We start from the raw sequence: 22,634 nt of genomic DNA on the forward strand, positions 1-22,634 counted from the left end.
AAGCTAGCGCCCTAAGAGGGCGCTAGCTTGTTTTTTGCATATGATATATAACCATGTAAATGATCAACCAATTCGGCGCAATCCTGCTCATTTAGCTGTTCTATGGGTATGTCGCCCATTACATGTCGTATCCATTTATCGATTTCTCCGGCAGAGTAACCCAAATGCAACATCTGTTCAATTAATGAGTAAATTTCGTCAATCATCCGATCACCTTATAATAGTATTTGGAATTTATTTCGTCATGGATTCCTATACATCCTTAAGAATAAAGTACTAATTTTATAGGTAATTTGTCTCGAATAGTTATTTTTTAGCATCTCCACCATGTTACACTCCCCTGTCCACTTTATAGTCGGCTTGTTTAAACCAGGTGAACGCCGTTTCCAAATCAAAATTATTCCACTCCTTTTTACTGTTACCGGTATCCCGCGGTATCGCCCCAACCTCTACCACTACTACATTGGCCCCCCATTCCAGGGCTAACAGGGATGCGGGGTGAATACAAATATCCGGTGCGTTACAACCGGCTGCCAACCTTGTAACAGCGGCAATTTGGGCTAACCTGCGCTCCGAAACAACCGGAATATGTCCAAGTGGTGTCCCCGGAACGGGAATCCGGGCCATTACCCCAGTCAGGCTTGCATCATAGTTCATTGCCGTCAAAAAAGCATCAGCAAGTTCCGCGGAAGTATGCTCACTTCCTACAGGCTCGACTAAAAAGGCTAAATCCAGAGGTGATGCTTGGACAGCAGCAAGCGTCTCCAAGCGGCTTTTGATTGACAGTCCCGTATCAATCCCCTCTCTGAGACGAAGGCTATGATAAATAACGGAAACGCCACTGCTCATCAGCAGTCTGGCTGTTTGGTCTGTTAGCTCGCCGGTATTCGCCACAATACCGTAATTACCCGGAATTGTTTGCCTTATCTGTTTCGCAAGCGCAGTCAACTCGGCAAGGCTATAATACTCCGTAGTGCGCAGAGTAATCCATTTGGCGCCACCATATAAAAATTTTTTAGCCAAATCAACAATTTCCGCAGTACTCCATCTGTATTCTTCCCGAACCACTCCCCATTGTTCACCAAAAGAACAAAAATGACAGCTAACGGGGCACGGAGCATAATCGACGCCTATCGATGCCCACACCCGTCCGGAATTTTCCGTTATCTCGGCGGCAACTTTTCTGGCCGCTTCTCCCAGCTTCCCGGCCGCCACAGATTCCGCTCGAATTTCCAGTAACGCAATAACAGTCTCCCGGTCCAATGCGTTCCCACGCAAAGCATTCTTATAAGCATATTCAATTATGTCAGAATCCGACACCATCTAAATCACCCCCCCAAACTTGTTCAATATTCTCTATCCCGGTCAAATCAACCGGCAGCTTCCTTTCTAAAAAAATGGTCAATCTAAAAATCTGCTCAATTAAAAATAAAAAGATAATTAGGCCTCCGTAACAAGAACCCCTTTCTTGGGATTTTCTTGAGTCAGCGCTTGCTTTTCAAGCTTAACCGCTGTCGGAACTGATAACCAAATCGCTAAAGCAACCGCGCTAAGCCCGGCAGTTAGTTTTCCAGCCATAACCGGCACAATCATAGTCGGCTGAAAATTTGCGGTAAATGCAAGATGATCCCCAAAAAGGAACGCCGAGCACACTGCAAAGGCAATGCATTTTACTTTATCGGCAGCCTGCATATCTTTGATAATCCGAAATAAGGCAAGGATATTAGCTGCGGCTGCAAGAATTCCCGCACTACCGGTTGAACTAAAGCCGAATTGTCTCCCGATTGCCTCCAAAGGCTTCGCCAGGTATTTTTTTATCATGTAAACCATCGGGAAAGCACCGGACAGCATTACCCCGATATAACCTGATATCTCCAAGGCCCGAAATTGATCTTCCGTATCGGCAATAATGGGATTAAAGCCCCATGCGCCGAACAGGTCGCTGAAAATATGGGTGAAGTACTCAACAATGCTGAATACAAGCACTATTTTAATACCGGTGTCCATAATCTTACCAAATAACATAAAGCCTCTTATCATTGTGTCAGGAATAAAGCGTAGGCCAATTGCAATTGCGGCACAAATAATAACTAAAGGAATTAGATTGGTCATTATTCCCCCAAAACTTAAGGCAAGCTGGTAGCCTGCCTCGGCGTCTGTTGAAACAGCCTCTCTTACCTTGGTGTTACTAATTAAAAGAAGAACACTGGTAATAAAGACCCCTATAGGAACTGTCAGGATACCTGACATGACGCCGAGCGACATGTATTTGTGGTCTTCCTTTTCAAGCATCGCCAATCCTACGGGAATGCTGAAAACAATTGTTGCGCCGGCCATATAGCCGGTAACCATTGCCATTATCCAGCTTTCTCTTGTCTGAGCGAGAATATCGGCCAACTGATAACCGCCCATATCAACAGCGATAAATGTCGTTGCGGCAATCGCCGGATCTGCCCCGATAGCGCCGAACGCCGGACCGAAAACCGTTTTTACAAGAGCAGCCAAATAAGGTGTTGCCGCCATTATCCCTGCTACAGGTACAAAGATCGGCCCAATCGAATACAGTCCTTCTAAAAATTCCTTACCCAATTCTGAATCCTCTTTAAATATTGACGCAAATGCCCCAATAACCGCACATGCCATAATAATATACAGCACTACTTTTCCTACCATTTCCACAATCAATCACTCCTTCACCGCTATCCGCCAAATGAATTTAATGAAAACTACCTCTGATCGGTTTCAAAAACAAGTGTTTTTATCACTACAGGCACCACGGTTCCTCCTGCAATCGCCTTGCCGATATCAATATAATCCCCATCACAAACACATAACTGATCAATACAAATAATTTCGGTCTTCGGACAGAGTAAGTGCAATGTTTGCCCCAATACTTTTCCGTAATCTTGTTCAATGGCTACAATGATTGGCTGCCGGTATTCCGTTAATTCATTCCATACCCTGACGATTGCCTTAGCAATTTCCTTAATTCTTCTAAACGAAAGATACTGTTGACTTGTCAGGCCAATTGCAAAACATTCATTTATCCCTTGCTCCAGATAATTGCCTACTGCATTTTTGATAGCCGTTCCTATCGAATCAGCAGTATCCGGAATCGTATCTATAAAAGGAATAATTACAGGAACATTTTTTAGCGGAAGTATATCGTTATCAACGTAAATAGTACTGCCGCTTACATCGACAGTTTGCGCACCTGCTCCTATAACTGTCGCCCGAATCGTTTCCTTAGGTTTAAGCAGTGTAAAACTGCTGTTATGAAAAATCCGACGCAGCTTTTCCCCTAATAACGGACCCATATCGCCAAATTCAATCACATCGTCTAACGTATCTGCTCTTATATCATGATAAATATAATCGGCAACTCCACCGGACGCCATGATGAAAGCAAGAGGGTAGTCAAGCCGCAAAGATTTTGTCATCAATAATTCTTGCGAAAGCAATGTTTTCTTTCCGACAAGATGATCCCTGATTACCTCTGCCATTCTCTCTGCCAGCGTGTGCAACGCAGACAGTTCGATCATGGTTCCCGGACACAAAGACAGACCCAAATGCCGGCAAATTTTTTCCATTGGCTTTGAAACATACGCAATCGTTTGTGTGGTTTTATCAAATTCAAGAAGTCTGCCGCCAATATTAATACAGCAACTATCAATGACTTGGCCATTGCCAAATATTCCAATATTCGCCGTCCCGCCCCCGATATCAATATTGGCAACGACACAATGATTAAGGCGTGAATATTCAGCGGCACCGGAACCCTTGCCCGCTATCACCGATTCCAGGTTTCCACCGGCGGCAGCTACGACAAAATTTCCTACAAGATTAGCTATTTTCTGTGAGATACGTCTCGCGTTTTCTTTTTTTGCTGTTTCGCCTGTAATAATAACGGCACCGGTATCTACGTCCGAAGGAGCAATGCCTGCATTTTGATATTCTGAACTTATAATTTTTGCTATTGCCTCTTCATCGACCAAGCAATCACCTTTTAGGGGGGTAAAATAAATATTGCTCTTATATCTCACTGCTTTATCCGTAATCTTTAGCCGGGGGACAAGTGAGCCCGGTGAAATATTTCGCACTGTCAAATCACTAACAATCATCTGCGTTGTTGTTGTTCCAATGTCTATGCCGACACTTTTGATCTTATAGCTGCTATCGTCGTTCATTGCCATACTCCAAAACACAAGAGGCAAGCTATTTTCGACAAATGTGTTTCGAGATATGGAGGCAGCAGCCATAACCGGTTTTTCATTCAACCTTCCCCTTATTCTTCAATATTTCTGCAAGCTTAGTACCACTCGCTTTACTATCAAGGATTGTTTTTACCAATGTCGCAAGATGTGCGCCTGCTTCTGCCGGCGGAGTACCGCCGCGGTGAATATTAGAAAGAATCGATCTGTCTGCTTCGACAGTATTCTCACTTGGACGGTAAATAAGATAAGCACTCATACTTTCTGCGGTAACAAGTCCCGGACGCTCACCGACAAATTCGACAATAACATCACAGTCAAGCAGCATGGCAATTTCATCTTGCACCGCAACTCTGCCATACTTTACAAAAAAAGGGGTTCCGACACTTAAACCCTCAACCTCGAGTCCTTGGATTAATGCCGCCATTGTATCTTCTGCATTTGCTTCAATTGCGGGAGCGCTTAACCCGTCAACAATAATGATTTGAACCTGTTTCCTTTTTTCGCAATTTTCCAAAACCAGTTTCTTTGACGCATCATCAAGTTTTCTGCCGAAAGCCGGTTTTTTTAGATACTCATCTTTATCCGATACCCTAGTCTTCGTTTTCATTAGGCAACAGCGGTTAATAAAATCGTCAGAAACCTCTAGCGCCACTGCATCTTGCGCCGCAGCATGACTCGCTAAAAAATCAAGAAGCGTAGCCGTTTTATAGCGTGTTCCGCACCGTCCAATGGCAATCCGGGCCGGTGTGGTTTTTTTCATTACTGCAAGCGCTTCCATACTACGGGGATTTTTAACAAATACCTTATTGGCGTTATTTAATTCAAAAACACAACCATTTACAGTCTTTTCGCCTTGGAAGTCTTCTAAATTGATCAACTATAGTTCCCTCTTTTCTTCAGAATTAATCAAGTAAAGATGGACGCGTCACCGGCACTAGTAGTCAGAAAGCCATTTTGCATAATACCATAGCTCTCCAGCCACCGCTCAAACTCAGACAATGGCCGCAGGCCAAGAATCTCTCGAATTGTCGCATCATCATGATAGCTGGTATCTTGGTAACTCAACATGCAGTCATCGCCGCCGGGTACCCCCATAAAATAATTGGACCCCGCCATAGCGCAAAGCATTGTCCCAATTTCTTGATCATTTTGGTCAGCCTTCATGTGGTTAGTGTAGCAAGGAGCTATTCCCATCGGGAGGCCATGCATTTTCCCCATGAATAAATCCTCAAGATCTGCTCTGATAACCTCACGTCCGCTATAAATAGTTTCCGGCCCAATAAAACCGGAAACATTATTAAGCATAAATGGATGATACCGTCTTGCCAGTCCGTAGCAGCGTGCTTCGAGCGTCATTTCATCAACATCATGATGTTCATCTAATGAAATTTCAGATCCTTGCCCTGTTTCAAAATACAGGAAGTTCGGACCTTTAGATACACAGAGTCGTTGCGCCATTGCATAAGCTTCGTCAAGCATCGGAACCGTAATACCAAATGTACTATTTGCTGACTCTGTTCCGGCCAAACTCTGAAATACCAAATCGACCGGCACACCTTTTTCCAATGCCTGCATTTGCGTAGTAACGTGGGCCAAGACACAGGTTTGTGTAGGAATTTTATATTTATTTACGAGTTCATGAAGAGCGTTTGTGATTTTGGTAAAATTCTCAATGTTATCCTCGACGGGGTTAACACCGATTACCGCGTCACCGGAGCCAAAGGACAACCCCTCTTTCGTAGAGGCTAGAATGCCTTCAATGCTGTCCGTAGGATGGTTTGGCTGATTGCGAAAGGCCAGCGTACCCGGACTTCCGATTGTAGTATTGCAGCTTGCCTCAACTCTAATTTTTTTAGCAGCATAAACAAGATCCATATTGGACATAAGCTTTCCAACAGCGGCAATCATTTCGCTCGTTAAACCACCACTTAAGGTGAGCAATTCACGTTGCTGCGTACCTGATTGCAAAATGTATTCGCGCAATTCACCAACAGTCATCAAGCTAATGCTTTTATATACACTGCTGTCAAGTCCGTCATAGATTGCGCGCGTAACTTCATCTTTCTCATAAGGAATTACCGGATTCTCGTAAATATCCCGTAATGTTAGATTTGCAAGACAAAGTTTTGCAGCCACCCGCTCGGTAGCCGTTGTTGCGGCAATTCCGCCAAGAAAATCGCCTGATTTTTCTTCATTGGCCTTGGCGAGTATATCTCGTACAGATTTGAAATGAAATGTTGTTTTATTTACTGTACATTTTAGGTTCAAACAGTTTCCCTCCCGCTTAATCCAAATTACAAAGAAAGATAGAATACGCCTATTGCAAATAATCCGACTTTAATTACCATCACACACCTTTCCAAACTTACTATAAAAAATAAAAGTGCTTACTCGAAGTTAATCTTCAAATAAGCACCATTGCTTTAAACACGCAAATTGTATAATTCAAAAACTAATAAACCAAAAGCATTGTAATTTTAATTAAAATCCTTCTTTTAAGAACAGAGGTTACATTCGATAATCGGACTTATTTACTTGATTTATCCAGATTATATCATGTCGTGCGCTCGCATTCAATACATTATTTCCCAGATCATTTTCATCATGGCGATTTGTATTACTGTATACATCCCCGAAAAATGCATAATGTATGTATAAGTCGTACTAAGTTTTTAAATTTTGTTATTTATACCTTGTAAAATAAACATTATCAATATAATTAGGAGTAAAATTTATTTATTTTATTCAAATAAATAAATACCGTTATATATTTATTATATTATTATTGATTGTACTCGGTAGGCGTACAATCGCAGAAATAGAAAAGGACTTGACTCGTGCCGATTAGTATAGGGCATCTTAAAAACATTGCTTTACCCGCTCATAAGCCCAATCCAGTTCAGCTTGCGTAATCGTTAACGGCGGTGCAAAACGAATGATCATTTTGTGTGTCTCCTTGCAAAGCAAGCCATGATCCTTTAGTTTTTCGCAATAGGGGCGGGCGGGAACATTCAATTCCAAACCAATAAACAAACCTTTGCCGCGCACTTCTTCGATGACAGGACTTTGCAGTTGCTTTAGTCTGCCAAGAAAATACTGACCCATTTTTAATGATTTTTCCACAAGGTGCTCATCTTCCAATACCTCCAAACCGGCTACCGCTACCGCACAAGCCAGTGGATTACCGCCAAAAGTGGAACCGTGAGAGCCTGGATTAAATACACCTAAAATATCACGATTTGCCGCAACAATGGAAATCGGAAAAACGCCGCCACCTAGCGCTTTTCCCAAAAGATAGACATCGGGAACAACGTTTTCCCATGAACAAGCAAATAATTTTCCGGTTCGGCCAAAGCCGGTTTGAATTTCATCGGCGACAAACAATACATTGTTTTCCTTACAGACTTTATACGCCGCTTGGAGAAAGCCCGCCGGCGGTATGATAATGCCAGCCTCACCTTGAATCGGTTCCAGCAAAAAGGCAGCCGTATTGGGGGTAATTGCCCGTTGCAACGCTTCCATATCTCCGTAGGGAATTAGCGTAAATCCGGGTGTAAACGGTCCGAAACCGGATTTGTACTCTTCCTCGGAAGAAAAAGAGGTAATGGTTACTGTCCTGCCATGAAAATTACCCCTACAAATAATAATTTCCGCCTGGTTGGCCGGTATTTTCTTACAGTGATAAGCCCAGCGCCGCACTGCTTTGATTGCGGTTTCAACGGCTTCCGCCCCGGTATTCATTGGTAAAAACATATTTTTTCCCGTCAGTTTCTCTAATTTTTCATAAAGACGGCACAATTGATCATTATGGAAGGCCCGCGATGTTAAAGTAACTTTATCTGCTTGGTCTTTTAGTGCCTGAATTATTTTGGGGTGTCTATGTCCATGATTCAAAGCGGAATAAGAACTTAACATATCCATATAACGCTTTCCTTCCGGATCCTCTACCCATACACCCTCGGCTTTGGCAATTACGATGGGCAGCGGTTGGTAGTTATGCGCCCCCATTAACTCAGTTTGTTTAATAATTTGATCCGATAATGCCATACTGATCTCTCCTTATCATCTTCATTAAATAACAGCTAAAATCCAATATCTTCTATTGCAAGATTTGTGCCAGCGCGCTAAAAACAAAATAATCCGCTTACGTGACTGCAATTGTCCATTTTAATCGGGAATTTTATAAATTAGCAATCACTTTTTCTCGAATAAAGGCTTTTTCTCGGGCAAAAAAAAACAAAGCTACTGCAAATTTATTTGCAATGCAAATAATTCATACAGTTTGATATCGGATATCTTGCGCAAGAATTATGACGGATAAATAAAAAACCCAGGCATCATCTGCAAATCTTTTTGCAGGGTTTTTGCCGGAGTTTGTTTGTTATTACTTGAGTTTATGCTTTTTAATTTTGTGTTGCAGCGCTTGACGGGTAAGTTTTAATATTCTGGCTGACTCACTAATATTCCCCTTTGTTTGTTGTAACACGGCGATAATCATATTTCGTTCCAGGTTGTTGAGATTATTGTTCAAATTCCAGTTTCTTGTATCTAAGTTCACATTTTCAATAGGCATATTAGCTGCCATTCGGGGTAATTTATCGCGAAACAACATCGGCAATTGCTCAAAACTAATCACAGTGCGATCAGTCATTAGGTTCATAGCTCCCTCAATGGCATGCTGCAATTCCCGGACATTTCCCGGCCAGCTATAGGCATGAAACGCTCTTCGCACCTCGACGTCGACACCACCCACATTGAGTTCCATCTCGCTGTTATATCTATTAATAAATGCTGCTATATATAAATCAATGTCCTCCTTATGATCGCGCAATGGTGGTATATGAATCGTAACAACGCTCAGTCGGTAAAACAAATCTTCTCGCAGTTTTTTCTGAGCAATGGCGGTTGCGGGAGTAGTATTCATAGTAGCAATGATTCGTACATCAATTTTAATTTCATTACTCGCTCCCAAACGCCTTACCGAATTTTCCTGGATAACCCGCAATAGTTTCGCCTGTAAATCAAGTTCCATAGAGTTTATTTCATCCAGTAAAACCGTCCCGCCATTTGCTTGTTCAAATAAACCAGGGCGATCAATAGCCCCGGTAAAACCACCCTTTGCTGTACCAAAAAGCAATCCCTCCAGTAATTGTCCAGGTAACGCCGCACAGTTAATTGCAACAAAAGGCTTGTCTTTGCGGGGACTTAAGTTATGAATGCTTTGAGCAAATAATTCTTTACCCGTGCCCGTCTCTCCATAAAGCAGCACGTTCGATGCCGTGTGCGCCGCCTGCCTGGCATAACGCACCGCATTTTGCAACATTTCTCCTTGCCCTAAAATATTTTGGATCGTGTAGCGGGTATTTAGATGATGCGAAGTATCGGTCTTTTTCCTTCGGCCATGAAGATTTCCCTGCAAATCAACAACCTGTTCCGCTAATGACATGAATGCCGACATCTAATAAATTCAAAACATGTTGATATAATAATATTTGCTTTTCCGCATCTGTCAGTTTGACAGCCAAATCTTTTTTATCGGCACCCGACTCAGCAGCTACACGTTTACCGGAGTCTTTTGTCATCGCCCGCACATTTCTTACCCTCTCTCATTTCCGCCAGATTAATATCAATGCTAGATGTATTTATAAAAAAGCGTATAAACAAATTGATAATATGTCAAGCCTTTCAATGACTACTCCAAAGGCGATGTATATTTATGGATATTTTTACAGTTTTATGATATAATTAAATATAGATGAGGTACGGCTAAGACCGCATACCTGTCTTTTATTTTTTTCAAAGGAGGGATACACGTATTTTTTAGTTAAAGAACAGCAAAAAGGAGAATTACCATGATTGTCAGAGAAATTTTTTTTAAAACTGTAAGGTGTGCCAAAAACAACCATCTGCAGACGGTGCAGGATATCGTCCAGAAACTATCTCCCGAGCAGATCACCCATGAATACAGCTGTCCCAATTTTATATCAGGCACTAAATGTGCCAATTGTCAATACCATTAATAAAAGCCATTAGCCTAGCAGCCCCTTGTAGAAAGGTTGACTAAAAAAATGAAACCTGAGTTATAACAGCCGGAGCAGACCAAAATCTGTCCCGGTTATAATTTTTGTCTTCAAGAATGCAAGAAAAACTAAAATCTCCCCTCCATTACCCCGCATAAATAGTTTGGATCAGCACACAATAACGCAGGAAAAATCGGTCAAGGAGACAAACCATGACAATTATTGCTATCGTTATCGCAATTACTATAGTAGGCTTGGTTATCGCCTATTTTGACAGACTTAAATCTCCGTGGCGGTAAATTGCATTATCTTATTCTTTGGTTTTATTTTCCTTGTACTTAGCCATATTACCGTAAAATTTTAAAGGTCGATACCTGGCAACTATTTTGCCAATCTTTAAACGGGAAAATTCCCTCCTACAAAACAAAAAAGCACTTACATATTCGTTTGTGGAAGTGCCCTTAGTCTAGGGTCTAAAGACAAAACATCCGACTTTTAGTCCTCTAGACAACAATATCAAATTAATCCTAAAAGAACAAAGAATGATGTTCTACCTTCTAGGTAAAATTTACTTAGAACCTCTATACCAAATTTAGGGTTCCGGTTAAAAATTGGCGATCTCTATAAACCTATAGTTAAAAGATATAAAACTCACAGTGCCACGATTAATTTCCACCCATAAAAATTTAGTCATTGCCCATCGTTTAATCTCATCAATAATTTTTTCGACAAATCTTCTTATCAATACCATTAATATTTATCTGTCTTGAGTAATTTCAGCAGCAGTACATTGTTTGAAACTACTGCAGAAAATCTTTCAGTACCTTTCCCGCAGCATTGCGTGGCAGTGCTGAAACAAATTCGAGGATTTTAGGCACTTTAAAGCGGGCCAGTTTACCCTCGCAAAAAGTTTTTATTCTGTTAATACTTAATTCCTGGCTTGAATCTTTCAGAACAATGACCGCTTTTACAATTTCCCCCCATTTTTCATTGGGTACTCCAACTACAGCCGCTTCTGCGATATTAGGATGACGATCTAAAACTTGTTCGACTTCAACAGGATAAACATTTTCTCCGCCAGTAATAATTACGTCTTTTTTCCTTCCCGCTACATATAGGTAGCCTTCTTCATCTCTCCATACACAATCACCAGTAAAAAACCAACCGTTTTGTAAAACTTCCCGGGTTGCCTGCGGTTTTTTCCAATATCCGCTCATTACATTGGGAGCATGAACGACTAACTCTCCAACTTCTTTAACCAAAGCCTCACGGCCATTTTTATTTATGATCCTTATATCAACATAAAAGGCCCCTTTTCCGACAGAACCAATTTTTCGCATGCAGTCTTGAATACCTAAAATGGCTACCGGTGCCACCTCAGACAAGCCAAATGCCTGGATTAATGGCACACGTCTTCTTTTCAGTATTTTAATTATTGTTAAAGGACAGGGGGATCCTGCGGAAATCCCGAAACGTAATGACCTTAGATTATAATGGTAAAAATCCGGTACTTGCGTTACTGCCAGCCACATGGAAGGCACCATAAACATACATGTTATTTTTTCTTGCTGAATAGTTTGCAGTACTTGAACCGGATCAAACCTATCCTTTATGATTACCGTACCGCCTCTGTATAATAATGTTAACGTTAAAATGGTCAATGCCCCGCTGTGAAACAGGGGCGCAACGGTGAGCGTTATATCTTCTTCCAAAATGGGTTGGGCTAGTAAGATCTGAGTAATATTCCAAAATGTGTTGGCATGGGTAAGCATTGCCCCTTTTGGCCGGCCAGTGGTTCCTGAGGTGTACAAAATCATATGCACGTCCTCTCCCGGTACATCAAATTCGGGTTCCTGGTCAGCATACTTTAGCAAAAAATCTTCATATCGGATATCATCCTCCAACACCGGGCTGCCAACACTGATCCAACATGAGATAGGTACTCTTTTACGAATTTCAGAAGCTAATAGCACAAATTCACTTTGATAAAAAAATACCGTAGCGCCGGAATCATTCAGAATATATTCCACTTCCTCCAAACTTAAACGAAAATTAATGGGAACAAAGATAGCTCCGATCTTAGCGCAGGCAAACATAGCCTCTAAAATCTCATTTCCATTCATTAGAAACACCGCTATTCGGTCGCCTTTTTGAACCCCGGTCTGCACTAACCCATTTGCCAGGCGATTGATCCTACTATTAAATTGATCATATGTCAATTTATGCTGGTTAAATACTAAAGCTACTTTGCCATGACTCAATTGAGCTCTCTTTACCACCCACTGCCCAATTCCCCTCACGTTTATCCTCTCTTCTTTCGTCGCCTAAAGATAGCTAAAAATTTGCACGATATTGAAGTACTCTTATGCAAAACAGTTAAAATGTTTTGGAAATTTTTTCAATATCTGCTGCTGATGACGTTAACTGTTGCATAGCTGCCGCTATTTCTTCCGTAGACGCTGCCTGTTTTTCCCCTAAGTCTGCCGTGTTTATTATCGTATCAACCACAAATTTAGTTTCTTTCTGAGCGTTTTGTAAGATACCGCTTATTTCCTTCACTGACTGAGCACTGTTTACAGCCATTTTACGAATTTCTTCAGCAACTACCGAGAAACCACGCCCCTGTTCCCCTGCCCGGGCAGCCTCAATGGCAGCATTGAGCCCTAACAAGTTGGAATTGGCCGCCACATTGCTGATAAACCTTAAAATATCGCTGGTTTTATCAATCCAGGCCAGAACATTCTCTCCGCCTTTTCTTATCTTGATCAAAAATTCAGCCAATTGGTTCGCTGAATTTGCCAATTTTTCTAAGGTGGCGCTTATTTCCTGAGATGACGCCGCTATAATTTGAGCAGCGTCTTGCAGTGCCGCTTGTGTTTTATAGCTGGTAGCCATACCAACGATTCCCGCAAATTGCCCATCATCCTCGAAAATTGGATAAATCGTTGAGCAAAGTTTTATTCCATAAACGTGTTCAGGAATCATACTGCTGACGATTTTCTTTGTGGCTATACATTGCTTAATCGGCCCTGCTGAGGCAATATCTCCAATCTTAACATTTGTAGTAGAAAAAGTTCGTGGTTGTACGTGATGAAGAAATCGCGCCTCTGCATCGCATACTACGATATCGCAATCAAGTGCACTTATATTTTTAAAAACCTCAGCGGAAGCAATAATTGCTTCCAATTTCTTCATATATCATCATCCTTATTACTTATTTGGGTTCAACCGCAGCGAAAGGCCACTCCGAATGTCCCCCGCGGATAAGTCCACTTGATAATTCCCTTGTCTTTGCAAACCACCCGGCATGTACCGCATTCCAGGCAGCCGGCGTAATCAAAGTTGACTTCACCGCCCTTTAGGGTATATAACACAGCGGGACAAACGACCAGACACGGCTTTTCCTTGCAGGTAGCACAAATAGCTTTATCAAGCACAATATGAGCTTCGTCTTCGTCAACGGCGAACTTATTGATCCCGAGAAGTTCTTCCGGTGAAAGTTTTTTGATTGTCATATGGCTTTGAACCCCCTCCAACCATCGGCAAGCAACTGCCCGAAAGTAACATGCTTTTTCAGAACTTTTAACATAGCCTTATCCATCCGTTCAGGCAGTTTGCCATCCACGGCGAATAGAACTTTCATCATCTCATTCGCCATTGCAGGATACACGGAAACCATGCGCCTGTTGCTCATGAGTTCATGGAAATTGGCGTACAATTTCATGGTTGGCAGCAAATCCAGGTCTTGCAATTCTTTAACGTAAGCGGGACCCACGTTGCTTACATTCTCATTTTTCATAATGGCGCGGGCGGCTGCCACACCGCTCACTATAGCAAGATCGATACCCCGGATGATCGTACCTGTGTTAACCACCATACCGGCGGCGTCACCGACCAGTATTAGCCCGTCCTTGAACAGTGTCTTGGGCATAGCATGGTAACCGACCTCAGGAACAAGATGTGCGCCATATTCTATGGTTGTACCATCTTTGACCAGCGGATAGATTGCCGGGTGCATTTTTAACTCTTGTACAATCTCATGGATGGATTTCCCATGAGAGGCAAGGTCTGCGGGATTTAATACGACACCCAGTGAAACACTGCTCTTGTTCGTATATAAAAAACCGCCGCCAAGCACTCCGTCCCCACAGCCTATCAATACCCGGGCTGCTCCTTCATTGCCGTTTAAGTTAAAGCGATCTTCAATAACTTTTTCCGGCAATTCAATAACTTCTTTTGCTCCCACGCCAACGTTTTGGGCAGCAATATCGTCCCGCAAGCCGGCTTTTTGCGCAATAAAGGAATTTACACCGTCAGCAGCAATGACCACTGTTGCATAAATCTCGTCGTCCCCTGCCTTAACGCCAACGACTTTTCCGTCAGTTTCAATGAGTTCGTCAACCAGGATGCCAGGTGCCAGCATAGCACCCTGAGCTTCTGCCTGACCTGCAAACCATTCGTCAAAAGGTGCCCGCAGCACGGAATACGACTGGGGAACTTTTTCCCCAAAATCGTAATCAACATACTCCATTGTCATGGCCCCATTGGCCCCAAGCATCATAATCTGCTCTTTGACCACTTTTCTTTCAAACGGCGCCTCTTGATACAGACCGGGTTCGACCAGTTCCAAGGCATACGTATACAGCCGGCCGCCAGTAACATTTTTACTGCCTGCACTTGTACCTCGCTCTACCAACAGAACGCTTTTGCCATTCTTGGCCAGTACATAGGCGCAGGCGGTGCCGGCCGGGCCGGCACCGATAATTATCGCATCAAATTTTTCATCAGACGACATAATGTTCCCCCATTTTTATGAGTCTTGCCAATTTATTTTTTTTGCAGGGCAGCAGTCAGCAAGGGTACCACTTTATACAAATCCCCTACAATCCCGTAATCGGCTGCTTCAAATATCGGGGCTTTTTCATTGCTGTCAATAGCAACAATGATTTTGGAATCCCTAATGCCGACCACATGCTGTACCTGACCGGAAATTCCCATACCAATATACAGCTCAGGTTTGACTTTCTGCCCGGAAATACCGATATAGCGTTCATTAGGCAACCAATGATAATCTTCAGCGATACCGCGAGTGCAGCCAATTTCAGCGCCAACTGCGCTTGCCAGTTGCTCCGCTCTATACAGATCTTCTTGCTTAGCTAAACCGCGTCCAACGCAGACTATCCTATTAGCAGTTACAATGTCAGCCCCTTCGTGGACAATTGGGCAAACATTGCTAATCGTAACCCGGGAATCTTCATTCGCAACTTCGACAGTAGTAATTTCACATCGGGCGGCGTCAGCAGCTTCGGCAAAAGTCCGGGGCGGTATCGTAACTAGGGCCGGCAGGGCGGTTGCCTCAGTACGCACAGCTAAACCGCCGTACATCAGCCGCATAGTTTCAATTGCCTCATTCGCGTATTGAATGCTTAACGCATCGGTAACAAGACCGGCTTTTAGAATTGCCGCTACTTTGGCAGCAAGATCTTTGCCGCGCAATGTAGCGCCTACTAACATGACACTGGCTTGTTCTTTGTCTAACATATCAGCAATAGCGGCAGCATAACTTTCAGGCCAAGGATTAGCTCCTTTTAACAGGAAAACTTTATCGGCCCCGGCACTGGCCAAGCATTGTACAGCTTCGTCATTGAGTGTGATTATATTAACAGGTTGCTGCATGGTTTTTTTAAGTTCCTGACCGGCAGTCAGCAGTTGTCTGGCAACAACGCTATCTTCTGAGTAAATCCAAATTCCTGGCATATTTATTACCCCTTTCCTCTATCCCTCTAGCACAGGCCCTCTTTGGCAAGACTGGCAACTAGTTTAGCGACATTGTAGGCTTGATCGTCATCTTTAAAGATGACTTTTTTCCGATCCATGACATAACCTTTGATGGCCAGGCAGCGTACTTTAGGGAATAATTCCTCGGCCGCCATACCAAGATCGGTTACCTTTACTTCCGCTGACGGCTTTTTAGCTGCAGCCATAACCTGTTTTAACCCAGGTATGCGCGGTTTGTTGATTTCCGGTAAGACACTAATAACCGCAGGCCCTGTGACAGTTACTTCTTCGGTGCAATCACCTAGTTTGCGGGTAGCAACCACTTGACCGCCGTCAATCGTAAGCTTTTGCACAAAGGTAACAGCCGGAATCCCCAGCAAAGCAGCCAATCTGGGGGCTGTCTGCTGACTATAGGAATCAGAACTGCCTTCGCCGCACAGAATTAAATCATACTGTCCGATCTTTTTTATGGCGGCGGCTAATACATTGGCTGTTACAAATGCATCGGCCTGTTCGGCTGCTGCGTCACCAATCCAATATACCTTATCAAGACCCCTGGACAGAGCATCTTTTAACGATTGTTTAACGGCAGCAGTGCCAAAAGTAACTGCTTCCACGCAGGCACCCTGCTGCTCCGCTAAAAGCGCTCCCGCTTCTATCGCATTTTTGTCATAATCGCTGATTTTATATTTAGCTCTGCCGGTATCGAGAGAAAGATCTCCCGCTATTTTAATGTCTTGTTCATCCAATACCCATTTGTAGCAAACAAGAAGCTTTTCCATGGTTTACCCCTTTCATTATGTGTGGGAGAAAGAGCATTCTCTCCCACACTGTCATTAATTCAACATAATACGGCTTTGTTTATGCTAACAGATTTTTAGCAATACTTTTCTCAGGAAAATCAAAAGAACTGTTATTGACAATAACTCCTTTAATATCACGATAGAAGCGAGAAGCTACCATCTCCTGGCTGTAGCCGTAACCACCTTCGATCTGAATCACATCAATCAAAGCACTTTGCCCGATACGGGCAGCAAATAACTTGATCATAGCCGCTTCAACAGAAAACGGCTCGCCATTTTCCAAAAGGACAGCAGTATCATATACAGTTAAGCGTAGCATATGAATATGGGCAGCCATTTCGGCCAGCATGGTTTGAATGGCCGGAAAACTAGCGATGGGGCGGCCGAATTGAATTCTTTGTTTACCGTATTTCACGGCATCTTCCATAGCTGCTTGCGCAATACCTAAAACCATGGCACCTTCCGCAATATTGGCAGCAGCCTGTGCTTTAGCTGCAATGGCCAAGCCTTTGCCTTCTGTACCTAGCAAGTTTGCAGCCGGTACTTTTACTTGATCGAATATTAATTCCGCCGATTGGCAGCCGCGAAGTCCCATATTATCAATCGTCCGCGCAACTGACAAGCCTTGTGCGGTGCCGTCCACAATAAAAGCGCTCATTCCCTCAGCACCTGCTTCTGCATTGGTCTGAGCGATCACAATATATACGCCGGCAACCCCACCATTAGCCACATAACATTTACGTCCTGTTAATATGTAATGATCGCCGTCTTTGACGGCTACTAATTTGTGCTCACCAACACCAAGAGCATTTTCCGGTTCGTTAAGAGCAAAGGCCCCCAGTTTCTCACCCTGACATAATGCTTTCAAATAGGTTTGTTTTTGCTCCTCAGATCCCCAAGAATTGATACTGTAAGCAGCCAGTGAAGCATGGTTAAGCAAAATAGCCGCCACCGCACCACTAACTCGGGAAATCTCTTCAATAATTAAGGCATAGCTAAGATAACCGGCCTCAGCGCCACCAAATTTACCTGGTAAAAAAATGCCTAGAAAATCTTGTTCAACCATTTTCTTTACAATATCTGCCGGATATGCTCCTGTATTGTCGATTTCTGCAGCCACCGGCGCTACACATTCCTCGGCAAATTCCCGGGCATTTTGCTGAATTAGTTGTTGTTCTTCTGTCAATACGTAGCTCATGCGTTCCCCTCCTATTCTTTATCACCTGTTTTTTAAGACCGCAGCAGATGTCCTGAAATGACAATTCGTTGAACCTGATTTGTGCCTTCATAAATTTGCGTCACCTTAGCATCCCGCATGAGTTTTTCAACAATAGAATCCTGAGAATAGCCAAAAGATCCCATCAACCCAACGGCAGTGGCGGCTACCTGCATGGCCGTATCAGTCGCAAAGGTTTTCGCGATAGCCGCTTCCTTGGTATAAGGCAATCCGGCTTCTTTCAGGCGGAACACATTACGCACAAGCTGTCTGGCCGCCTCAACCTGAATTTGCATATCGGCTATTTTAAAAGCAACAGCCTGGTGGGCTGCCAACGGCTTACCGTTAATGTCCAAACGTTCTTTAACATAGCTAATCGCTTCATCCAAAGCTCGTTGAGCTATTCCTACCCCGATGCTTGCAACCATCGGACGTCCCAAATCCAGCGTTTTCATGGCAATTTTCATGCCTTCGCCTTCTTTGCCCAGCAGATGGCCTTTAGGTATCCTTACATTTTTCAGCAACAATTCCACCGTATTGGAACTGCGGATGCCCATTTTGTGTTCTACCGCGCCAACAGTCAGCCCCTCACGCTCTTTTTCCACAACAAATGCGCTAAGGCCCTTAGCCTTTTTACCGGGATCGGTTGATGCAATGATCACCATGATATCGGCATAACCGCAAGTAGTCGCAAAACACTTCGTTCCGTTAAGGACCCATTCATCTCCATCTAATTTTGCAATAGTGGAAACAGCACCGGCATCAGACCCTGCTCCCGGCTCTGTAAGGGCGAAACCTCCCAATCCTCCACTGACAAGGCGACCAAAAAATAGTTTCTTTTGTTCAGCATTGCCAGCAATTATGACAGGATAGGCGCTTAGGCCATTACCGTTAAGTGTTGTCGCAAATGCAGCGCAACCATAACCCCACTCTTCCACAACCACCGACTGGGCAACAGAATCATAACCGGGTCCACCGTATTCCGCCGGCACAGCCATACAATTCAGTCCAACCTTTTTGGCCTCTTCGAAAATAAACATCGGAAACTCGCCAGTCTTGTCATATTCACCCGCTGCCGGAATGATGTGCTGTTTTGTAAAGTCACGGGCTAACTGCTGTAATCTTTGTTGCTCAACAGTAAGAGATTTATCAACCATTGTCTCATCAACCTTTCGTCTTTGCTACGATAATTTGCTTGAGTTGTCCCCAGTGTGGCATGAAAATCCCGCTTGGCATTTGTTGCAAATTCGGTGAAACTTTAGGTTTAAAGTCCATCAAAGCCAAAATATCTTTTTCCAAATCAATGCCGGGAGCAATCTCCACCAAGGTTACTTGCCCGTCTTCCAGGGTAAATACAGCGCGTTCGGTAATATAAACCACGGCCTTGTTATTCTCAGCAGCGTACTTTCCACTAAAAGTAATCTGCTCCACCTGCTTGATGAATTTTTTTTCTTTTCCCTCCTGGATAATGCTAAGTTTGCCATCTTCAATGGCAACTTTGAGCCCCTTTGCAGTAAAGGTACCGCAATAGACTACTTTTTTCGCTCCTTGGCTAACATTGATAAAACCGCCGGGACCCATGGCCCGCCCTTTAAATTTGCTAACATTAACATTTCCTGCTTCATCTGCCTGCGCCAATCCCAAAAATGCCACATCAAGACCGCCGCCATCATAAAAATCAAACTGATTGGCATGGCCGATTACGGCTTCCCCGTTATACGACTGGCCAAAATGCGGCAGACTGGCCGGTACTCCGCCAATTCCGCCTGCCTCTGTAGTAAAAGTCATCATGTCTGAAACTTTTTCCTCAGCTCCTACAGCGGCGATGTCACTGGGGATTCCCACACCAAGGTTAACAATAGCGTTCGGTACTAACTCCATGGCAGCGCGCCGGGCAATAATCTTACGTTCTGTCAGGGGAAGTTCCGGAATACTGTCCAAAGGCACCTTAATGTCGCCGCAAAATACAGGATTAAAATACAGTCCTTCGGTTTGCCAACAACATCTTTGATCTGTAGCCACAACAATGTGATCCACTAAGATGCCGGGAACCTTAACATCTCTCGGATGCAGCGAACCGGCTTTGGCCAGATATTCCACCTGCGCAATCACTATGCCGCCATTATTCTTAACAGCTTGTGCCAACTCCAGCATTTCGAGCATAACCGACTCTTTCTCGGTAGTAAGATTACCGTTTTCATCAGCAGTAGTTGCACGGACAATGGCGACATCAATAGGAAATGTCTTATAATACAGCCATTGTTCACCATCAAATTCCACTAATTGAACGATATCTTCTTTTGTCGCAGAATTCATCTTACCGCCGTCCAGACGCGGATCAACAAAAGTTCCCATTCCCACCTTGGTTAGCACACCCGGTCTTTTTGCTGCGATTTCACGATAAAGCTGGACAATAACCCCCTGCGGCAAACAGTAGCCTTCAATTTTATTTTCTGATACCAGCTTTGACATGGTCGCCGATGAGCCGATATGAGCACCAATCCATCTTTTAATTAAACCTTCATAACCGATTCGAACCGTCCCGCGGTCATGCCAATCTCCTGTAGCCGATGAATGTACCAGGGTTAGGTTTTGGGGCTGGCCTGATTCGGTAAATCTTTTTTCAAGAGCCTCCGCAACCTCTTCCGCCCAGCCTGCAAGACCAAAACCGGTAGTTGCTACAGTCATATTGTCTTTTAATAAGGCCGCTGCCTGATCTGCGGTTATCAATTTAGACATTTTATTTGCACTCCTTTACAGTTGTTTTATTAATACCAATAAACATATATAGCATATCTTGTGCCAATCAGTTTTTAATTCGAAAAAGTGAGCAAAACCAATACATAAAAGCATGTTTACCCACATACTGCCTTGTATTTTTGAACCTTTTTTTACTTTATCTAAATAAAAAAAAGCGGCTATATACCTTTTTTGGTACATTTGCCGTAGTTCAGCATACAAATGGAAAAAATCTTTTTCCATTTTAAATTAAATAGAACGAAAGACTTCTTTTTCGTTCAGCACTTTTCCCGAAACTTTTATTACCCACCCGTATAACAGGTATTAATAGTACCATCACTTCAATTAACTAAATCTATAAGGAAAATCCGTATGTACCAGAAAAAGTACATACGGATTTTTTCTTCATGCAGCAGTATCATCTTTCATCAGCTTTTTCTTGTTCATAAGCTTTTAACTTCCGGTAAAGAACGGTACGGTAAATTCCAAGCTTTTCCGCAGCCTCCCCCATTTTTCCACCACATTCATTGAGAACTTGATAAATATACTGTTTTTCCACGAACTTCGTTACTTCTTTTAACGTTCCATGCATACCGTGTGTCAACACGTAATTACATTGCGGCACAGATCCTGGTAAATGCCGTTCAATCTCCAGCTGCTCTAAGGTACAGCCTTGCATATTATTAATGATTAACCGTTCAATAGCATTTCTAAGTTCCCGCACATTCCCCGGCCAATTATGTTTTTGCAAAAATTCAATAGTGTCAGGCGTCATCCTCATTTCCAATCCGTACTTTCTTTTGAAATCCTCAAAAAATTTAAACGCTAACGCCACAATGTCCTCCGGGCGCTCCCGCAATGGTGGTATCTGAATAGGAATGACATTAAGCCGATAAAATAAATCTGCGCGGAAAGTTCCCTCTTGCGTCATCTTCTGCAAATCTTTGTGTGTCGCACAAATCAACCTAAAATCCAGTTTTCGGTCCACACAGCTGCCAAGTCTTCTGATTTCATAAGTTTCCAGTACCCGCAAGAGCTTGGCTTGGAGTGGCAAGGGCATTTCCGCAATCTCATCCAGAAATAACGTACCCCGGTGAGCCGCTTCAAACAAACCAACTTTTCCTTCCGCATTCGCTCCCGTAAATGCGCCTTTCTCATATCCAAATAATTCTGACTCAGCAAGATGCTCAGGCAGCGTGGCGCAATTAACGGCAATGAAAGCCTCGCCGGAACGCTTACTATGGCGATGCAGGTATTTTGCTAAAATTTCTTTACCTGTCCCCGATTCACCATACAACACTACAGTTCCGTCCGTTTGAGCAACAACATGCGCTTGCAGCAGCAACTGTTTCATAGCCTTGCTTTCAGCCACAATCGTATCCTTATCTAAAACATAACTCCGCAGATATTCTATTTCTCTTTTGCGGCGTTTAGCATTTTCTTTTTCCTCGGCATTAATAGCTTTGTCCGTATACTCCGCCATTTTGCCTGTTGTTAAAACCAAAATTACATTTCCCTCATCATCCATAATGGGTGTACTGGTAGATATCTGCCTCACACCAAGTTTAGTAATCAATTCGCCTTGCACCACACACTTTTTTTCGGCAGCTTCTACCGCATAGGATTTCGAATAATAATTCTTAGCAACCAGATCGTGAATATTTGATTTTAATAGCTGATCCAAAGACATATCCAAAGTTAATGCCGTCGTTGAATTAGAAAGCAAGACATTTCCGTAACAGTCTGTTACAAATATAGGATCCGGCAAATTATCAAATATTAGGTCTAAATTTTGTTTTGCCAGTTGAAAACTGCGCCTTTTTCTTTTGGAAGCACGTGGCACCGGAATCACCCTCTCGTTATT

19 protein-coding genes are annotated in these 22,634 nt (G+C 43.2%); all 19 read right to left on the reverse strand.

Translation table 11 applies throughout. The features are described from left to right. Positions 1-11 precede the first annotated feature (11 nt). Positions 12-206 (reverse strand): hypothetical protein, encoded by a 195-nt coding sequence (locus tag BLR65_RS02880; RefSeq protein WP_093792296.1) that lies wholly within the window; start codon positions 204-206, stop codon positions 12-14. Positions 207-330: 124 nt separating this feature from the next. After that, the gene (locus tag BLR65_RS02885; protein ID WP_093792298.1) at positions 331-1,323 is read right to left on the reverse strand and encodes a biotin synthase BioB; all 993 of its coding nucleotides are present in this window, start codon (positions 1,321-1,323) and stop codon (positions 331-333) included. Positions 1,324-1,440: 117 nt separating this feature from the next. Then, positions 1,441-2,673 carry an ethanolamine utilization protein EutH gene (eutH, locus tag BLR65_RS02890; protein WP_245692358.1) on the reverse strand — a complete coding sequence of 411 codons (1,233 nt, stop codon included), beginning with the start codon at positions 2,671-2,673 and terminating at the stop codon, positions 1,441-1,443. Between the two features lie 53 nt (positions 2,674-2,726). After that, positions 2,727-4,187, reverse strand: a complete 1,461-nt coding sequence (locus tag BLR65_RS02895) for an ethanolamine ammonia-lyase reactivating factor EutA (protein ID WP_169716808.1) — start codon at positions 4,185-4,187, stop codon at positions 2,727-2,729. A gap of 82 nt (positions 4,188-4,269) precedes the next feature. Next, positions 4,270-5,091: an ethanolamine ammonia-lyase subunit EutC gene (gene eutC, locus BLR65_RS02900; protein ID WP_093792304.1), complete on the reverse strand. Its 822-nt coding sequence runs from the start codon at positions 5,089-5,091 to the stop codon at positions 4,270-4,272. A 29-nt stretch (positions 5,092-5,120) separates the two neighbouring features. Continuing rightward, positions 5,121-6,482, reverse strand: coding sequence for an ethanolamine ammonia-lyase subunit EutB (locus BLR65_RS02905; RefSeq protein ID WP_093792306.1), 1,362 nt, complete (start codon positions 6,480-6,482; stop codon positions 5,121-5,123). A gap of 591 nt (positions 6,483-7,073) precedes the next feature. Then, entirely contained in the window at positions 7,074-8,261 is a 1,188-nt protein-coding gene (locus BLR65_RS02910) for an ornithine--oxo-acid transaminase (RefSeq protein WP_093792308.1), read from the reverse strand. Between the two features lie 337 nt (positions 8,262-8,598). Next, positions 8,599-9,672: a sigma-54 interaction domain-containing protein gene (locus BLR65_RS02915; RefSeq protein WP_093792310.1), complete on the reverse strand. Its 1,074-nt coding sequence runs from the start codon at positions 9,670-9,672 to the stop codon at positions 8,599-8,601. Then, positions 9,635-9,805, reverse strand: a complete 171-nt coding sequence (locus tag BLR65_RS29430) for a hypothetical protein (RefSeq protein ID WP_169716807.1) — start codon at positions 9,803-9,805, stop codon at positions 9,635-9,637. The genes BLR65_RS02915 and BLR65_RS29430 overlap by 38 nt, the downstream gene beginning before the upstream one ends. 1,229 nt (positions 9,806-11,034) lie before the next feature. After that, positions 11,035-12,534, reverse strand: coding sequence for an acyl-CoA synthetase (locus BLR65_RS02920; protein ID WP_169716806.1), 1,500 nt, complete (start codon positions 12,532-12,534; stop codon positions 11,035-11,037). A 76-nt stretch (positions 12,535-12,610) separates the two neighbouring features. Further along, a complete protein-coding gene (locus tag BLR65_RS31300) occupies positions 12,611-13,429 on the reverse strand; it encodes a methyl-accepting chemotaxis protein (RefSeq protein ID WP_093792314.1) in 819 nt (272 codons plus the stop codon). A 29-nt stretch (positions 13,430-13,458) separates the two neighbouring features. Next, positions 13,459-13,749 carry a ferredoxin family protein gene (locus BLR65_RS02930; RefSeq protein WP_093792316.1) on the reverse strand — a complete coding sequence of 97 codons (291 nt, stop codon included), beginning with the start codon at positions 13,747-13,749 and terminating at the stop codon, positions 13,459-13,461. Further along, positions 13,746-15,029: an FAD-dependent oxidoreductase gene (locus BLR65_RS02935; RefSeq protein ID WP_093792318.1), complete on the reverse strand. Its 1,284-nt coding sequence runs from the start codon at positions 15,027-15,029 to the stop codon at positions 13,746-13,748. The genes BLR65_RS02930 and BLR65_RS02935 overlap by 4 nt, the downstream gene beginning before the upstream one ends. Before the next feature lie 32 nt (positions 15,030-15,061). Further along, a complete protein-coding gene (locus tag BLR65_RS02940; RefSeq protein ID WP_093792319.1) occupies positions 15,062-15,991 on the reverse strand; it encodes an electron transfer flavoprotein subunit alpha/FixB family protein in 930 nt (309 codons plus the stop codon). A gap of 26 nt (positions 15,992-16,017) precedes the next feature. Next, positions 16,018-16,794 carry an electron transfer flavoprotein subunit beta/FixA family protein gene (locus BLR65_RS02945; RefSeq protein WP_093792321.1) on the reverse strand — a complete coding sequence of 259 codons (777 nt, stop codon included), beginning with the start codon at positions 16,792-16,794 and terminating at the stop codon, positions 16,018-16,020. Positions 16,795-16,873: 79 nt separating this feature from the next. Then, positions 16,874-18,013: an acyl-CoA dehydrogenase family protein gene (locus BLR65_RS02950; protein WP_093792323.1), complete on the reverse strand. Its 1,140-nt coding sequence runs from the start codon at positions 18,011-18,013 to the stop codon at positions 16,874-16,876. Between the two features lie 32 nt (positions 18,014-18,045). Next, entirely contained in the window at positions 18,046-19,188 is a 1,143-nt protein-coding gene (locus BLR65_RS02955) for an acyl-CoA dehydrogenase family protein (protein ID WP_093792325.1), read from the reverse strand. A 7-nt stretch (positions 19,189-19,195) separates the two neighbouring features. Then, positions 19,196-20,770 (reverse strand): acyl CoA:acetate/3-ketoacid CoA transferase, encoded by a 1,575-nt coding sequence (locus tag BLR65_RS02960; protein WP_093792327.1) that lies wholly within the window; start codon positions 20,768-20,770, stop codon positions 19,196-19,198. 418 nt (positions 20,771-21,188) lie between these two features. After that, a complete protein-coding gene (locus BLR65_RS02970; RefSeq protein ID WP_342741364.1) occupies positions 21,189-22,622 on the reverse strand; it encodes a sigma-54 interaction domain-containing protein in 1,434 nt (477 codons plus the stop codon). Positions 22,623-22,634 lie beyond the last annotated feature (12 nt).

Origin of the sequence: Sporomusa acidovorans, assembly GCF_900101845.1 — a bacterium.
GTDB lineage: Bacteria > Bacillota > Negativicutes > Sporomusales > Sporomusaceae > Sporomusa > Sporomusa acidovorans.

Excerpts from the sequence above, each read along its gene's own strand:
- BLR65_RS02880 (WP_093792296.1), bottom strand. The coding sequence starts at position 206 with ATGATTGACGAAATTTACTCATTAATTGAACAGATGTTGCATTTGGGT.
- BLR65_RS02885 (WP_093792298.1), bottom strand. The coding sequence starts at position 1,323 with ATGGTGTCGGATTCTGACATAATTGAATATGCTTATAAGAATGCTTTG.
- eutH (WP_245692358.1), bottom strand. The coding sequence starts at position 2,673 with ATGGTAGGAAAAGTAGTGCTGTATATTATTATGGCATGTGCGGTTATT.
- BLR65_RS02895 (WP_169716808.1), bottom strand. The coding sequence starts at position 4,187 with ATGAACGACGATAGCAGCTATAAGATCAAAAGTGTCGGCATAGACATT.
- BLR65_RS02910 (WP_093792308.1), bottom strand. The coding sequence starts at position 8,261 with ATGGCATTATCGGATCAAATTATTAAACAAACTGAGTTAATGGGGGCG.
- BLR65_RS02915 (WP_093792310.1), bottom strand. The coding sequence starts at position 9,672 with ATGTCGGCATTCATGTCATTAGCGGAACAGGTTGTTGATTTGCAGGGA.
- BLR65_RS31300 (WP_093792314.1), bottom strand. The coding sequence starts at position 13,429 with ATGAAGAAATTGGAAGCAATTATTGCTTCCGCTGAGGTTTTTAAAAAT.
- BLR65_RS02930 (WP_093792316.1), bottom strand. The coding sequence starts at position 13,749 with ATGACAATCAAAAAACTTTCACCGGAAGAACTTCTCGGGATCAATAAG.
- BLR65_RS02935 (WP_093792318.1), bottom strand. The coding sequence starts at position 15,029 with ATGTCGTCTGATGAAAAATTTGATGCGATAATTATCGGTGCCGGCCCG.
- BLR65_RS02940 (WP_093792319.1), bottom strand. The coding sequence starts at position 15,991 with ATGCCAGGAATTTGGATTTACTCAGAAGATAGCGTTGTTGCCAGACAA.
- BLR65_RS02945 (WP_093792321.1), bottom strand. The coding sequence starts at position 16,794 with ATGGAAAAGCTTCTTGTTTGCTACAAATGGGTATTGGATGAACAAGAC.
- BLR65_RS02950 (WP_093792323.1), bottom strand. The coding sequence starts at position 18,013 with ATGAGCTACGTATTGACAGAAGAACAACAACTAATTCAGCAAAATGCC.
- BLR65_RS02955 (WP_093792325.1), bottom strand. The coding sequence starts at position 19,188 with ATGGTTGATAAATCTCTTACTGTTGAGCAACAAAGATTACAGCAGTTA.
- BLR65_RS02960 (WP_093792327.1), bottom strand. The coding sequence starts at position 20,770 with ATGTCTAAATTGATAACCGCAGATCAGGCAGCGGCCTTATTAAAAGAC.